Source organism: Nitrosomonas halophila, from assembly GCF_900107165.1.
Taxonomy (GTDB): domain Bacteria; phylum Pseudomonadota; class Gammaproteobacteria; order Burkholderiales; family Nitrosomonadaceae; genus Nitrosomonas; species Nitrosomonas halophila.
The window spans coordinates 1-15,139 of sequence record NZ_FNOY01000007.1; the positions used below are offsets into that span (position 1 = coordinate 1).

Genomic DNA, 15,139 nt, shown 5'->3' on the forward strand with positions numbered 1-15,139 from the left:
CCGAGGTCGACGATGCGCTGCTCGTTCCCATCGTAGTTGCCATCTCTATTCCTCCTGTTCACTACATTTTTGTTAGAAACAGTAATGAAATACTCTGCTTTCATTACTCACTTTAGCAAATAACCACATTTTTTTTATGGTCTTTGCTTGATCTATGACTAAATACTTCATGTTTTGTTCCAGCAAAGTTTCATCCACCTCCACTAGATACATATGAAAGGCTAGTCACCTTACGACTTTTAGTCAAGCTTTTTTTCCACACCTTTATTAGGGAATTATAAAAATAAATAAAATCATAGGGTTTTATATTTACTCAATTACGGTATTTTGGCGTCGTAGATGGGCAAAATGTCCTCATAACATTACTGTTATAGTGGTTATATGGTCGGCTTTTTTGGAGTAAAAATTTGCACCATACAACCATACCACTCACCTCTTCTTAAAGCCCGATTGATTAACGAATCAGTCTTGACATCCAGACTGATATTTGAGCCAGGATTGTCGACTCAAATCCGTGCCTGCAGACCAGCCGATTAGTCCGCCCTGGCTTCAAAGTATATGCATTGGCGACGCGCTAGAAGTTAATCTTGGGGTGCAAGCGAGGCTTCGATGAAAACACCAAATGCCAAAGATAACTTGCTGATTTCTTTGCAGAGCGCATGATTTACAATCAAATCGCCATGGTCAAGCAGATTCGACAAGGTAAGATGACCATGCTTACCCTGATGCTGCAATACGTCATGCAATTGAATGGATTCACTACTGGGAATCACCCTGTCGCGCTGCCCATGGATTAAATTGACTGAAAATGTGACTTGCTCCAGCTTGTCTGCAAGATTGAATTTTTCTGCCCAGGATTCGCTTTGATCAACATCTGCAAACGCCCCGTAAACAATTCCCCGCCTGAAATCCACATCGTTCAGCATTTTCCAGAAAACACCTATATTATCGGGTGATGTGGCCTGTAACACTTGAGGAAGTCGCGGAACCTTTCTTCGGAAACCATTATCGGCTATCGCTACATCAAGCAAATTTACTAGCTCGTTATTATGCCGATCACTTCGTTGCAGAAAATTGCGCAGCAAAATATACCTTGCATATTCATCGATAGCTTCTTCTTCAACAACAAATCGCAGCACATTCCGGAAATCGGCGAAAGCACCCAGCAGGCAAATTGTATTGACACATGATGCAGTTTGGTAACGGGCTGCCGCCAGCATCGCGATTCCGCCAGAATACGATGCGGCAAAAATACTGATGGCGCGCTTACTCGAATTAATGCTGTCATCAGCGCGTATTGCCTCGATCAGAGCGGCAAACTTATCGATGGAAACCGGATGTATGCGCAACTGATCAATATCCGCCACATAGGGAGTTACGACTCGCATCCCTTGGCGCGCAAAAGCGCGTGAAAGTCTGGCCAGGCGCTTATCTCGATACCCATGAACAGAAAAGCCCGAAAAAGTGATCAGCGTCGCTGCAACCTTTCCGGGCGGCTCATAAACAAGAATTGGATAATTTTCATTCGCGGCGCGAATGATTTGCTGCGAAACTCGAACCCGACCAAAGTCAGGGATATAATTATTCAACAAAAAACGATAGCCCAACCGATAACAGGACATTTTCGCACTGATGGCAAATTGAAAATTACTCGCTCAGCTTCCGCTTGAGTATCGAATTGACTTGGGCTGGATTCGCTTTTCCTTTCGACACTTTCATTACTTGACCAACCAGTGAGTTGAAGGCCTTTTCTTTCCCGGACTGGTAATCGGCGACTTGCTGGGGATGAGCGATCAGCACGTCGTCCACCAATTTTTCAATCTCACTATCATCCGAAATTTGTTTGAGGCCTTTTGCCGCAATGATGGCATCAGCGTCATTTCCCTCACCAGACCATATGCTATCAAACACCTCTCTAGCCATTTTCCCCGAAACGGTTCCATCGCTAATCCGTCGCAACAGGCCCGCCAATTGCTCAGGATTAACCGGGCATTGCGCGATCTCAAGCCCTTCCTTATTCAATCGACCACTCACTTCACCCATGATCCAGTTAGCACTAAGCTTGCCTTGCCCGGGTAGCATCTCTACCGTTTGGTCGAAATAGTCCGAGAGTTCGCGTGTGACGGTCAGCACGCTGGCATCATATGCCGACAGACCATGCTGTTTGACGTATCGGGAACGCTTGTCTTCCGGCAACTCGGGCAGACTCTTTTTGGCATGTTCAATCCACTCTCCAGAAATGACTACCGGCAACAAATCAGGATCCGGGAAATAGCGATAGTCCTGCGCATCCTCTTTACTGCGCATGCTGCGTGTTTCATCCCGGTCCGCATCATATAGCCTGGTTTGCTGGATAATGCGGCCTCCTTCTTCCAGAATATCAATTTGCCTCGCCACTTCATGATCAATGGCTCTTTCAAGAAAGCGGAAGGAATTCAGGTTCTTGATTTCGCACCGCGTTCCCAGTTTTTCCGTCCCCAGTGGCCTTACCGAGACATTCGCATCACATCGGAATGACCCTTCCTGCATATTACCATCGCATATCCCAATCCAGCGCACCAGAGAATGCAGTGTCTTGGCATAGGCAACCGCCTCGGCACTGCTGCGCATATCGGGCTCAGAGACAATCTCCAGCAATGCTGTACCCGCGCGATTCAAATCGATGCCAGTCATGCCATGAAAGTCTTCGTGCATCGATTTTCCTGCGTCTTCTTCCAAGTGCGCGCGAGTCAGGCGTATGGTTTTCTCTCTGTCACCAACCTGGATACTGACATGCCCTCCCTCCACGATTGGGCGCTCGAATTGGCTAATTTGGTAACCTTTTGGCAAGTCGGGATAGAAATAGTTTTTACGCGCAAAAATCGAAGGCGAATTGATTTTTGCATCAATAGCCAGCCCGAATTTGATTGCACGTTCTACCGCTCCCTGATTTAAAACTGGCAGCACGCCTGGTAAGGCTATATCCACGGCGCATGCTTGTGAATTCGGTCGGGCGCCATAGGCAATCGATGCGCCGGAAAATATTTTAGACCGCGTTGAAAGTTGTGCATGTATTTCAAGACCAATTACAATTTCCCATTGCATGATCAGGCAATCCTTATCTTCTCTAAATTTTAATCAAGATTCACTGGTTAGGCGGACAAAGCGTGTGATTTCGCGGATGTCAAACAGCATACATCCTATGAATGACTCTTTTATGTCAAGGCATTGCAGCAGGGCCTAACGTCGTCCTGGTAAAGACGCCCAGCGTATGCTCAAGTTATTTATTAACGAGCCCTGAGGCCCAACCTTATAGACTCATGCCTTGACATCCGATGGCATCCGATGATGCCAATCCGTCACCTGCTGATAACGATGGGCAGCATTCAACATTTGCGCCTCCTTGAAATAATTGCCAATGATATGCAATCCTACCGGGCGATCCTTTTTGCCGAATCCGACTGGTATCGACATGCCTGGCAATCCTGCAAGACTGGCAGCGCTGGTATAGACATCCGACAAATACATCTGAATCGGGTCATCACATTTCTCGCCTATATCAAAAGCGACCGTCGGAGAAGTTGGCCCCATGATCAAATCGCATTGCTGAAAGGCATCAGTGAAATCCTTGGCAATCAGGCGCCGTAATTTCTGGGCCTGAAGGTAATAGGCATCATAGTAACCATGGGACAATACATAGGTACCAATCAAAATACGCCGCTTCACTTCCTCGCCAAATCCTTCCGCTCGCGTTCTTTTATACATGTTTTCCAGATCAGTGTATTGCGCGGCACGATAACCATAGCGCACACCATCAAAGCGGGACAGATTGCTGGAAGCCTCAGCCGGCGCCAGTACATAATAGACCGGGATTGCAAGCTTGCTATTCGGCAAGGATATGTCCACAAAGGTTGCACCCAATTTGCGGAATTCGTCCAGAGCAGCTTCTATCGCGCTGGCAACATCGGTGCTCATACCTTCTGCAAAAAATTCCTTCGGCAACCCAATACGCAATTGCTCAATCGGCTTTTCCAAGTCGCGCGCATAGTCCTCGATATCACGTTGCAAGCTCGTCGAATCGCGTTCATCGAACCCTACCATCAGATTCAAAAGCAACGCGAGATCTTCCGCGGATTTTGCCATCGGCCCGCCCTGGTCAAGACTGGAAGCAAACGCGATCATCCCATAGCGCGAAACCAAGCCATAAGTTGGCTTGATACCACTGATTCCGCACAATGCGGCAGGCTGGCGAATCGATCCACCCGTATCGGTCCCGGTGGCAGCCGGTGCCATGCGCGCGGCGACCGCACAGGCGGAACCACCAGAACTGCCACCGGGAACCGCCGATAGGTCCCAGGGATTTCTGACGGGCCCATAATAGGAAGTTTCGTTGCTGGAACCCATGGCGAATTCATCCATATTGGTTTTACCGAGATTCACCAGCCCAGCCTGATTAAATCGTTCGATCACGGTCGCATCGTAAGGCGACACAAAATTCGAAAGCATTTTCGACCCACAGGTAGTCAACCAACCCTGCGCACAAAAAATATCTTTCTGCGCCAGTGGTATTCCTGTTAACGGCATTGACCGCCCTGACGCAATCATCTCGTCAGCGTCTCGGGCCTGGGCCAGGCTTTTTTCCTCATCAAGAGTGATAAAGGCATTCAACCCGGAATTGAGCGTCTGGATACGGGCCAGAAATTCACTGGTAAGTTCGACGCTGGAAATTTTTTTTTCAGACAACAACAAGGAAAGTTGCTTAAGGCTGGCGTTTATTAGCATGTCCAATCAACAAGATTCTTGAAAAGAAGGTGATCGCGTAAATGCGCACAAGAGATTTCATTCAATCACTTTGGGAACCAAGTAAAATCCCGCTTCGACTTGAGGCGCAATGGATTGAAACAATACATGCTGATCAGACTCGGTGACGACATCCTCGCGCAGTCGTTGCACCATGTCCTGGGAATGACTCATGGGCTCGACGCTTTCGGTGTCAACGGCCTGCATTTGTTCGATTAAATTGAATATCCCCGATAAATGGGCCAGCGTTTGCTGCGCATCGCCCTCGCTAATTTCTATACGGGCCAGATTCGCAATACGTTTAACATCGTCAAGTGATAGGGTCATTTTCCTGAAGCTTTATATTGAGACACATAATAGAGTATCATGACGCGTTTGTTGAACGCATGATTTTTAATGCCTATAGCGTATAGCGTTTACTCGAAGAGACTTACCCCATACATACACATATACGAATCTGCCACGCTGGAATACTGCCATCATGTTTAACTTCCTAAGCAATAATTTTCTGGGTCATTATTTTTCGACCGATATGGCAATTGATTTGGGTACGGCCAATACACTGATCCATGTCCGTGGTCAGGGAATCGTACTCAATGAGCCCTCAGTCGTCGCTATCAGGCAAGAAGGTGGCCCGGGCGGCAAGCGCATGATTCAGCAAGTAGGTCTGGCTGCAAAACAAATGCTGGGCCGTACACCCGGCAATATCACCGCTATCCGGCCGATGAAGGATGGCGTCATTGCAGATTTCACCGTCACCGAGCAAATGCTCAAACAATTTATCAGAAAAGCCCACCCACCCCGCTTGTTCTCGGCCAACCCACGTATTGTGATTTCGGTTCCGTGTGGCTCGACCCAGGTAGAACGCCGGGCCATTCGTGAAGCAGCCTACGGCGCCGGTGCGCGCAAGGTTGAATTGATTGAGGAGCCGATGGCTGCAGCACTGGGTGCCGACTTACCGGTTGAAACACCCACGGGTTCCATGGTGGTCGATATTGGAGGGGGCACGACTGAAGTCGCAGTCATCTCGTTAGGTGGAATCGTGTATTCAAATTCTGTTCGCGTAGGGGGTGACAAGTTCGATGAAGCGATCGTCAACTACATTCGACGCAATTACGGCATGATGATAGGCGAAGTCACTGCAGAAATCATCAAATCGGAAATCGGCTCAGCTTATCCCGGCTCCGAAGTACGAGAAATAGAAGTCAAGGGACGTAATTTGGCTGAAGGCATTCCACGCAGTTTTACTATCTCCAGCAACGAAATCCTGGAAGCATTGGCCGAGCCCTTGAACAGCATTGTCAGCGCAGTCAAGACCGCACTGGAACAGACCCCCCCTGAACTCGGCTCCGATATTGCGGAAATGGGCATGGTCATGACCGGTGGCGGCGCATTATTGAGCGATATCGATCGGCTATTAATGGAAGAAACGGGACTATCAGTTATCGTCGCCGATGACCCCCTTACCTGTGTTGTCCGTGGCGCTGGTATCGCCCTTGAAAACATCGATAATTCAATTGGAATTTTTGCCAGAGACTATTGATTGCTCTCTGACAAGGCAATCCTCGAAACATTGATGCTGATCGATAGCGACGGATTACGCATATGATCTGGTCATGACTGAATTATGGTTGCAATCAACCCTCTTGCCTCGCCCAGTACTGACAAACCACTCATTGATGTGCGCAACCAGTCTAGGCATTGCCCGGAAAACGGCTTATCATACAAAAATATATGCCGGGCAGCGCCGGCCTTGTGTGATCAGTCTGTTGGCCTATCATAGTATTTTTCCCGGATCTGCTGACTCCCTAACACCTTCCTGAAATGTTGAAAAGTTAAGGCTGCATGCAAACTCCTCCACGATTCTTCAGGTTAGGCCCCAGTCCACTGGCTAAGTTGTTTTTTTTTGTATTGCTATCCATTTTTATCATGATAGCGGATCACCGGTCTGAACTGCTTTCAGAAGTACGACGCGTTATCGGCACCATCATCTATCCCTTGCAACAACTCGCGCATACCCCTTTTCAGTTGCGCAATCGACTGGAACGCTATGTATCCGATTTCAGACTCATCAAAGAAATCGATTTTCTCAGACGCGAATATCTCACCAGTCAGTACAAGTTTTTCCAGTTAAAAGCATTGACCGCCGAAAACAAACAATTGCGCGCTCTGCTTGGAGCTGCGCAACAAACAGAAATTGAAGTCGTGCTGGCAGAAATATTGCATACACCACGCGACCCATTCAATCGCAAAATAACCTTGAACAAGGGCAATACCAGCGGCGTCAAGGAAGGTCAAGTCGTCATCGATGATCTGGGCGTTATCGGACAAGTCACACAAGTATATCCGTGGACGTCGGAAGTCACTCTTATCACTGACAAGGATCATTCTGTCCCAGTACAGATCGCCCGCAATGCATTACGAACAGTGATTTCCGGTGCAGGCAGAAATAACCAATTAGAGTTACGGTTCCTGTCAATCAATGCCGATGTCCGCAATGGCGACTTGCTCATCACCTCGGGTATAGGCGGTGTTTATCCAGCAGGCCTGCCAGTAGGCCGCATCACCCATATCGAATATGACCGTTCGCGGGAATTTGCGCGAATTATTTGTGCGCCGGTGGCTGGTGTAGACCGCCACAGACAGGTACTGATTCTTATCGCCTCTCCGCTCACAACTTTTGAAGAAAAAACCAAACATCCCGACGCCCATGCCACTCAGCCCAACCAACAAACCCAAAGTCACGTGCCATGACTACCTTGGTCAGGAACTGCCGCTTCCAGCCAAAAGTTCACTGGTTTATTTAAGTCTCATTGCAGCTATTCTGCTTAATTTGCTGCCATTTGAGAACATGGCCGCCATACTCCGTCCGGATTTTGTTGCGCTGGCCCTGCTTTACTGGAGTATCCATCAGCCGCAGCAAACCGGCATGAGCATCGCCTTCGTCATGGGTCTGATCATGGATGTCATCGATGCAAGCATCATGGGGCAGCATGCGCTGGCTTATTGCCTGCTTACATTCTTTGCTCTAATCCTGCATCGGCGTTTACGCATGTTCAATGCCTTCCGGCAGATCCCGGCCGTTTTATGGATGTTATTCCTGGCTCAAATCGTGGTATTTTTGACCGGAACTCTGGCAGGCACATATTTCCCTGAATGGTATGTTTTGCTTTCGAGCGTCACGGGGGCACTTTTCTGGCCCTTAATTTCAATTATCCTGGGCAAATTCCTTAAACAACGCACCGATCCAGATGAAATATGAAGGAAACCGTCGAACTTCGCGATCATTTGCACGAACTCCGGCAATTCCGCATCAGATTGACAATCAGTGCAATTGGAATTCTGCTCCTATTCTGCCTATTATTCGGCCGCTTTGTTTATCTCCAGGTTTTACGCAGCGAACATTACAATACGCTCGCGGAAGCAAATCGCATTGCTATTATGCCGCTGGTTCCCAATCGTGGCCTGATATTCGACCGGAATGGCGAAATTTTGGCACAGAATTTCACGGCCTATACCCTGGAAATCATTCCTGATCAAGTCGCCGACCTTGAAGCAGTCATCGATGAATTGGCAACCTTAATCGAAATCACGCCCGAAGACCGCAGACGTTTCAACAAGCTCAAGCGGGAAAGCACGCGTTTCAAAAGCTTACCGATACGCTCCCGTTTAACGGATATCGAAGTCGCACGATTTGCCGAGAACCGCTACCGTTTTCCGGGGATGGATATCAGGGCACGTCTGCTTAGACATTATCCAAAAGGGGAATGGGTCTCACATGTCATCGGCTATATCGGCCGTATTAACGATAAGGATTTGGAACAACTCGAAGCCAATCAACAGTTAGAGAATTATCGTGGCTCTCTTCATATTGGCCGTACCGGCATTGAAAAAAGCTATGAAAGTGCGCTGCATGGATTGACTGGATTCGAGCAAGTCGAAACGGATGCTGTCGGCCGTCCTGTTCGCACTTTGCTGCGCGCACCACCCGTTGCTGGCAGCGATCTTACGCTTACTCTCGATATAGGTTTACAACAAGCGGCCATAGAAGCATTTGGTGAATTCCGTGGTGCGCTGGTAGCCATGGACCCTTCCAATGGCGAGATATTGGCCTTTGTCAGCAAACCGGGCTTTGATCCCAATTTATTTGTTGATGGCATTGATCACTATAACTGGCGCCTGCTGAATGAATCCAAAGACAGGCCACTGAATAATCGCGCCCTGCGTGGTGTCTACCCGCCAGGCTCCACCTTCAAGCCTTTCATGGCACTGGCCGGATTGGAATTGGGCAAACGCACACCTCATTACGCCATCAACGATCCAGGATTTTTCAGTCTGCCCGGCAGCTCTCACCGTTTTCGAGACTGGAAGCCGGGAGGGCACGGCCGGGTTGATTTGCATAAATCCCTGGTTGTATCCTGTGATACCTACTACTACATGCTCTCGCATGATCTGGGTATCAGCAACATTCACACCTTCATCGCACAATTTGGCTTTGGCAACAAAACCGGGGTCGATATTCCCGGCGAGATGAGCGGACTGCTGCCCTCCCCTGAATGGAAAAAAGAACGCTTTAACCAACCCTGGTTTCCAGGCGATACGATTTCAGTCGGGATTGGTCAAGGGTTTAACCTGGCTACGCCACTGCAACTCACTTTCGCAACCATGTTACTGGCAAATAATGGCAAGGCCTTCCGGCCGCATTTCATCAAACAACAGGCAAATCACCAGCAGGATTTGATCAAAGATAACTTTGCCGAGGAAATGTACAGACTGAATCTGAAGCAAGAACATCTCGACCATATCAAGCAGGCTTTGGTCGATGTCACACGTCCTGGCGGTACTGCCGCACATGCCGGCGCCGATGCAGCTTATACCTTTGCCGGAAAAACCGGCACGTCCCAAGTCATCAATATCAAACAGGGAGAACGCTATATCGCTAGCAAAATCGACGAGCGGCATCGCGACCACGCGCTTTTTACGGCCTACGCGCCTGCAGAACACGCTCAAATCGTCCTGACAGTACTCGTTGAGAATGGAGGATCGGGGGGGGCGACAGCAGCGCCGATTGCACGCAAAGTTCTCGACTATTTTTTTCTTGGGATAATGCCCGAGCCCATCGAAAAACCAGGATAATCCAACTGCTTGCTGAATCCGTTGGCGCTTTTGTTTTGATGGCTTGACCAGAGCACCCGACAGAAAATCGCCTCATGGCGCTCAACCGAGAAATCCAAGTTTATTGACGTCAGAATCCATTTTTCATGAATGCAGGCTAGAAACATGATCACTCTGAACGCAGAAAAATTATGGTATTACCTGACTCGCTATATCGATAATTTTCTGCTGGCGGGCATATTCTTACTAATGATCACAGGCATAGTCGTTCTGTTTAGCGCAACCGGCGGCAACACTGCTCGTGTGATAAGCCAGCTGCTCAACATGGCCATCGCGCTTGTGATCATGTGGAGCATTGCGAACATCCCTCTGCAGAAAATTATGCGCCTTGCCTTGCCCCTGTACATATTAGGTATCGTGCTCTTGATTGCCGTGGCATTATTTGGCGAGATTCACAATGGTGCGCGCCGCTGGCTGAATCTAGGGCTTACTCGTATTCAACCTTCAGAATTATTGAAAATCGCCGTCCCACTGATGATGGCATGGTATTTTGACAAGGCTAATCTCACCTTGCGGTTGCGCGATTATCTCGGTGCAGCTTTGATTTTATTGTTGCCGGTACTGTTGATCGCACGCCAACCCGATCTTGGCACGGCTTTGATGATCTCAGCCAGTGGATTTTATGTATTATTCTTGGCTGGATTATCATGGCGCATCATAATCAGCCTGACGATCGCAGCGGCGATCAGTCTGCCTCTTTTCTGGAGCTTCGGCATGCACGATTACCAACGCAAGCGCGTCATGACCATGCTCGATCCCTCGCAAGATGCACTGGGCGCAGGTTACCATACCATCCAGTCCAACATTGCCATCGGCTCCGGTGGGATCTCGGGCAAGGGGTGGCAGAAAGGCACGCAGTCTCAGCTCGATTTTCTGCCCGAACCCAGCACTGATTTCATTTTCTCGGTATTTTCAGAGGAATTTGGGCTGATTGGTAACGGTTTGTTACTGTTGCTTTACATAATAGTGATCGGACGCTGCCTAGTCATCACGGCCAAAGCCCCGACGCGGTTCACACGCCTGGTTGCCGGCTCGATCACATTGACTTTCTTTACTTATGTATTTGTCAATATTGGCATGGTCAGCGGCATTCTGCCTGTAGTTGGCGTTCCTCTTCCGCTCATCAGTTATGGGGGAACCTCAATGGTGACCATCCTGCTGGGTTTTGGTATTTTGATGAGCATTCACACGCACCCCAAACTGGTTAAAACTTGACGCAGCGCAAATATGACGAATCAACCTGATCTTTCTCGCCGCAACATGATGCCACTGATCCCCTTTCTGGTGATCGCTACGCTATATCTGACCAGTTGCAACAGTCTGTCTCCATCCAAACAATCAGCAAACCGCATTGATAAACAATATTCTTCACATGCAATCAAAGGGGGCGGCTATTATCTCGATGATGGTCCCGGGCACAACCCGCCCGCCAATCTGGATGCCATTTCCGATGCCGTGCCCCGCAAGGAAGCATTGAGAACCGCCAACATGCGTCCATATGTCGCCCTGGGCAAAACTTACACCCCGATGACCCGACTCGAGCCCTACAAAGAACGAGGGCATGCATCCTGGTACGGCAGGCGTTATCACGGCAAAAAGACAGCTTCGGGCGAGATTTACGACATGTACGCCATGACTGCCGCCCACCCCACCTTGCCGATACCAAGCTATGCCCGGGTCACGCATCTGCAAAACGGCAAATCTGTGATCGTTCGCATCAATGATAGAGGGCCCTTTCTATCCAACCGCTTAATCGATCTATCCTATGTTGCTGCCTATAAACTGAATATCCTTGCCAATGGCAGCGCATGGGTTGAAGTTGAAAGCATCGTTCCTGGACAAGCAAGCGCGCACCTTGATCAGAACCAGACCCCGTCCGCCATGGCACTCAAATCCAGCAGCCAGGCAAGCGAGCTCTATTATTTACAACTCGCCGCATTCGGCTCCGCCCGCAGCGCACATAATTATCTTGCACAATTGCGCTCGGATCTGCCGGCAATGAGTCAACAGGCTCGTATCGACGAAACCAGTGGTTTATATAAAATTCTGGTCGGACCTTTTGAAAACCGGCATTCTGCCGGGCAGGCAGCGGATATCATTACAGAATCAATCTCGATAAAACCCATGCTGGTCCAACATACAGCTGTGGATTGAGCGCGACCAGGCCGGGGAATCGCTCGCGGGCAGTGCCCACTCCCAAGGAAACGTGGATTCCCCTTGATTCTCACAAGATCAGTAGAACTGCACAAACCCATCAGCCTACGAACCAGCCAGCCGTTACTTATCATTCCCGCAGCCCTTGGCTAGGAGGCTGTCCGAGAATAGCAATCGTAGCGAGGACGAAGCTGGCTGAGCGGGATTTTTCGATCATTTGAGGCGAATAGTGGTTCTATTCAACGAAAAGGATCGGAAAATCCAGCCTGGCAGGTTCGTCCGCAGTAGATCAGTCTGTTCTCGGACAGCCTCCTAGTATCAGAAAAAATGCCAACATTTTGAACTGGTATGCATTTTCTTGCACAATGTCACTCTGCGCAGCCTTGCTGATTAACACTCTTATCGGCAAAGCCGATCATTCCGAATGCATCGGGCCTGCGCAAAAACTTTCCTCTTCCCGGTAAAATTGCAATATTAATATGCAATGCTGGCCTGTTTCTGGTTCCGAAATTGACTATATTTCGTTTAGCCGTTATATGATAGAAGGCCTTTAATACACAATGGGAAAAATATGATTAGAAAAGTACAATGCATCAAACTTGGACGTGAAGCGGAAGGGCTTGATTTCCCTGTTTATCCTGGAGAACTGGGGCAGAAGATATATCACAATATTTCGAAACAAGCTTGGGGGGAGTGGCTTAAACATCAAACCATGCTGGTCAACGAAATGCGGCTTAATTTGGCGGATATCAAAGCACGCAAATACCTTGCCAGCCAAATGGAGGCCTATTTCTTCGGTGATGGCGCGGATCAACCGGCTGGTTACATCCCGCCGGAGCAATAAAATTGCATCACAACCAATCAGCTTCTGTATACGTTATAACAATAACAGTCCTATCCCATGGCAGATAACGAATCCAGCCTTATTGCGACGAACAAGTCTGACATTCCCATTTCCAAGCAATTCCTTAATCGCGAACTCAGCCAGATCGAGTTTAATCGCCGAGTATTGGCACAGGCCGAGAATGAACAAGTTCCCTTGCTGGAACGTCTCCGTTTTATCTGTATTGTCAGTAATAATTTCGATGAATTTTTCGAGGTCCGTGTTGCTGGCCTGAAAGAGCAGATTAAATTGGACTCTCCCGGATTTGGACCCGATGGCATGGCGCCAAGCCAAGCTTTCAATCTGGTCTCGGAACGAGCCCATCAGGTGGTTGCGCGTCAATACCATCTTTTTAACAACAGCATTTTACCGGCACTGGCAAAACAAGGTATTCAATTTCTGCGCCGCAACACCTGGAACGATGCGCAACGCGAATGGATCAAGAGTTTCTTTTTTCGGGAGCTGATGCCCATGCTCACGCCGATCGGTCTGGATCCTTCACACCCTTTTCCGCGTGTACTGAATAAAAGTCTGAACTTTGCAGTGGAGCTGGAAGGTAAAGATGCATTTGGCCGCAACTCGGGTATTGCCATCGTCCAGGCGCCACGCATCTTGCCGCGAGTCATACGACTGCCCCAAGAAGTTAGCAAAGATCCCTATGGTTTTGTATTTCTATCATCCATTATTCATGCACATGTAGGAGAACTGTTCACGGGGATGCATGTTGTCGGTTGCTACCAGTTCCGCGTCACCCGGAACAGTAATTTATTCGTCGACGAAGAAGAAATCAAGAATCTTCGTATTGCTTTACAGGGCGAATTGCCCCAACGCCATTTGGGAGATGCGGTCAGGCTCGAGGTTGCCGATAACTGCTCGCAACATATGGCCGAATTCCTGTTGGAGCAGTTTTCCTTAAAAGATGTCGATCTGTTTCAGGTGAATGGCCCGGTCAATTTAGTGCGGCTCATACAAGTCTCTGATCTAATCGATCGCCCCGAACTCAAATTTCCCAAGTTCATTCCTGGCTTGCCATTTCTGTCGCAGAAAAAGAAGGCCAATAATATTTTTCAGGTCATCCGCAAGGGAGATATTTTACTGCACCACCCCTATCAATCATTCCAGCCGGTCATCGAATTCATTCAGCAGGCTTCAATCGATCCGGATGTCGTGGCCGTCAAACAGACCGTTTACCGGGCAGGGTCGGATTCGACTTTGATGGAGGCGCTCATAGCGGCAGCCAGCATGGGCAAAGAAGTGACGGTAGTGGTGGAACTGTTGGCCCGTTTTGATGAGGAAGCCAACATCAACTGGGCAGGCCGGCTTGAAGAAGTGGGTGCACATGTCGTCTATGGCATCGTTGGACATAAAACACACTGCAAAATGGCCATAGTAGTCCGACGAGAAGCTGGCCAACTCAAACGCTACGCACATCTTGGCACAGGAAATTATCATCCCGGCACGGCACGCCTTTATACCGATTTTGGCTTACTGACCTGTCATGAGGAAATTTGTGCTGATGTCAATGAAGTCTTTCTACAGCTGACTGGTCTTGGCAAAGCGAGCAAGTTGAAACATCTCTGGCAATCGCCATTCAGCCTTCACAACCAGATTCTCAATAGCATCCAGCAGGAAATCGAGCATGCGAACAAAGGCAAGCCGGCTGCAATCATCTCCAAGATGAATGCCTTGCTGGAGCCGGTGGTGATTCAGGCACTGTACGCAGCTTCCAGGGCGGGCGTCAAGATCAATCTGATTGTGCGTGGCGCCTGCGCCCTCCGTCCCGGTGTGCCAGGCCTGTCGGAAAATATTCGGGTACGTTCCATCATCGGCCGCTTCCTCGAACATTCCCGTATTTTTTATTTTCACAATAACAATCACCCTAACGTCTATCTCGCCAGTGCCGATTGGATGGATCGTAATTTTTTCCGGCGCGTTGAAGTCTGCTTTCCCGTTCTTGACTCCCGACTTAAGAAGCGCATAATCACAGAAGGACTCAAGCCTTATCTGCGGGACAACATACAGGCATGGGAAATGAACAGTGAAGGCGACTATAAACATAAGTCAGCCCGACGCAGCAGAAGATATTGCGCCCAGGAGGATCTGCTTGCAAAACTCGCAGCTGTCAAACAAGACTCGATCGAATGAACT

General features: G+C 48.9%; 12 protein-coding genes. 8 read left to right on the forward strand and 4 right to left on the reverse strand.

The features are described from left to right. Positions 1 to 581: 581 nt before the first annotated feature. The 4 genes from BLV85_RS02755 to gatC all read right to left on the reverse strand — a co-directional run bounded on the left by BLV85_RS02755 (position 582) and on the right by gatC (position 5,106). Positions 582 to 1,622 carry an alpha/beta hydrolase gene (locus tag BLV85_RS02755; protein WP_090411898.1) on the reverse strand — a complete coding sequence of 347 codons (1,041 nt, stop codon included), beginning with the start codon at positions 1,620 to 1,622 and terminating at the stop codon, positions 582 to 584. 25 nt (positions 1,623 to 1,647) lie between these two features. Further along, on the reverse strand, positions 1,648 to 3,084 hold the full coding sequence (gene gatB / locus BLV85_RS02760; protein WP_090411900.1) for an Asp-tRNA(Asn)/Glu-tRNA(Gln) amidotransferase subunit GatB: 1,437 nt from the start codon (positions 3,082 to 3,084) through the stop codon (positions 1,648 to 1,650). Positions 3,085 to 3,297: 213 nt separating this feature from the next. Then, positions 3,298 to 4,761: an Asp-tRNA(Asn)/Glu-tRNA(Gln) amidotransferase subunit GatA gene (gene gatA / locus BLV85_RS02765; RefSeq protein ID WP_090411902.1), complete on the reverse strand. Its 1,464-nt coding sequence runs from the start codon at positions 4,759 to 4,761 to the stop codon at positions 3,298 to 3,300. 57 nt (positions 4,762 to 4,818) lie between these two features. Further along, positions 4,819 to 5,106: an Asp-tRNA(Asn)/Glu-tRNA(Gln) amidotransferase subunit GatC gene (gene gatC / locus BLV85_RS02770; RefSeq protein WP_090411904.1), complete on the reverse strand. Its 288-nt coding sequence runs from the start codon at positions 5,104 to 5,106 to the stop codon at positions 4,819 to 4,821. Between the two features lie 154 nt (positions 5,107 to 5,260). Between gatC and BLV85_RS02775 the strand changes: the two genes are divergently transcribed. The 8 genes from BLV85_RS02775 (at position 5,261) to ppk1 (ending at position 15,136) form a co-directional block, all read left to right on the forward strand. Then, on the forward strand, positions 5,261 to 6,322 hold the full coding sequence (locus tag BLV85_RS02775; RefSeq protein WP_090411907.1) for a rod shape-determining protein: 1,062 nt from the start codon (positions 5,261 to 5,263) through the stop codon (positions 6,320 to 6,322). 302 nt (positions 6,323 to 6,624) lie between these two features. Continuing rightward, a complete protein-coding gene (gene mreC / locus BLV85_RS02780) occupies positions 6,625 to 7,533 on the forward strand; it encodes a rod shape-determining protein MreC (RefSeq protein ID WP_090411909.1) in 909 nt (302 codons plus the stop codon). Next, the gene (mreD, locus tag BLV85_RS02785) at positions 7,490 to 8,041 is read left to right on the forward strand and encodes a rod shape-determining protein MreD (RefSeq protein WP_090411911.1); all 552 of its coding nucleotides are present in this window, start codon (positions 7,490 to 7,492) and stop codon (positions 8,039 to 8,041) included. The genes mreC and mreD overlap by 44 nt, the downstream gene beginning before the upstream one ends. Beyond that, positions 8,038 to 9,915 carry a penicillin-binding protein 2 gene (gene mrdA / locus BLV85_RS02790; RefSeq protein ID WP_090411913.1) on the forward strand — a complete coding sequence of 626 codons (1,878 nt, stop codon included), beginning with the start codon at positions 8,038 to 8,040 and terminating at the stop codon, positions 9,913 to 9,915. Before mreD ends, mrdA begins: the two co-directional genes overlap by 4 nt. Before the next feature lie 144 nt (positions 9,916 to 10,059). Then, positions 10,060 to 11,169, forward strand: coding sequence for a rod shape-determining protein RodA (gene rodA, locus BLV85_RS02795; RefSeq protein ID WP_090411915.1), 1,110 nt, complete (start codon positions 10,060 to 10,062; stop codon positions 11,167 to 11,169). 12 nt (positions 11,170 to 11,181) lie between these two features. Continuing rightward, positions 11,182 to 12,108: a septal ring lytic transglycosylase RlpA family protein gene (locus BLV85_RS02800; protein ID WP_245725064.1), complete on the forward strand. Its 927-nt coding sequence runs from the start codon at positions 11,182 to 11,184 to the stop codon at positions 12,106 to 12,108. 571 nt (positions 12,109 to 12,679) lie between these two features. Continuing rightward, on the forward strand, positions 12,680 to 12,952 hold the full coding sequence (locus BLV85_RS02805) for an oxidative damage protection protein (protein WP_090411917.1): 273 nt from the start codon (positions 12,680 to 12,682) through the stop codon (positions 12,950 to 12,952). A gap of 57 nt (positions 12,953 to 13,009) precedes the next feature. Next, positions 13,010 to 15,136 (forward strand): polyphosphate kinase 1, encoded by a 2,127-nt coding sequence (ppk1, locus tag BLV85_RS02810; protein ID WP_090411919.1) that lies wholly within the window; start codon positions 13,010 to 13,012, stop codon positions 15,134 to 15,136. The last annotated feature ends 3 nt before the right edge of the window (positions 15,137 to 15,139 follow it).

Coding starts and splice junctions, on each gene's coding strand:
- BLV85_RS02755 (WP_090411898.1), bottom strand. CDS start 1,622: ATGTCCTGTTATCGGTTGGGCTATCGTTTTTTGTTGAATAATTATATC.
- gatB (WP_090411900.1), bottom strand. CDS start 3,084: ATGCAATGGGAAATTGTAATTGGTCTTGAAATACATGCACAACTTTCA.
- gatA (WP_090411902.1), bottom strand. CDS start 4,761: ATGCTAATAAACGCCAGCCTTAAGCAACTTTCCTTGTTGTTGTCTGAA.
- gatC (WP_090411904.1), bottom strand. CDS start 5,106: ATGACCCTATCACTTGACGATGTTAAACGTATTGCGAATCTGGCCCGT.
- BLV85_RS02775 (WP_090411907.1), top strand. CDS start 5,261: ATGTTTAACTTCCTAAGCAATAATTTTCTGGGTCATTATTTTTCGACC.
- mreC (WP_090411909.1), top strand. CDS start 6,625: ATGCAAACTCCTCCACGATTCTTCAGGTTAGGCCCCAGTCCACTGGCT.
- mreD (WP_090411911.1), top strand. CDS start 7,490: ATGCCACTCAGCCCAACCAACAAACCCAAAGTCACGTGCCATGACTAC.
- mrdA (WP_090411913.1), top strand. CDS start 8,038: ATGAAGGAAACCGTCGAACTTCGCGATCATTTGCACGAACTCCGGCAA.
- rodA (WP_090411915.1), top strand. CDS start 10,060: ATGATCACTCTGAACGCAGAAAAATTATGGTATTACCTGACTCGCTAT.
- BLV85_RS02800 (WP_245725064.1), top strand. CDS start 11,182: ATGACGAATCAACCTGATCTTTCTCGCCGCAACATGATGCCACTGATC.
- BLV85_RS02805 (WP_090411917.1), top strand. CDS start 12,680: ATGATTAGAAAAGTACAATGCATCAAACTTGGACGTGAAGCGGAAGGG.
- ppk1 (WP_090411919.1), top strand. CDS start 13,010: ATGGCAGATAACGAATCCAGCCTTATTGCGACGAACAAGTCTGACATT.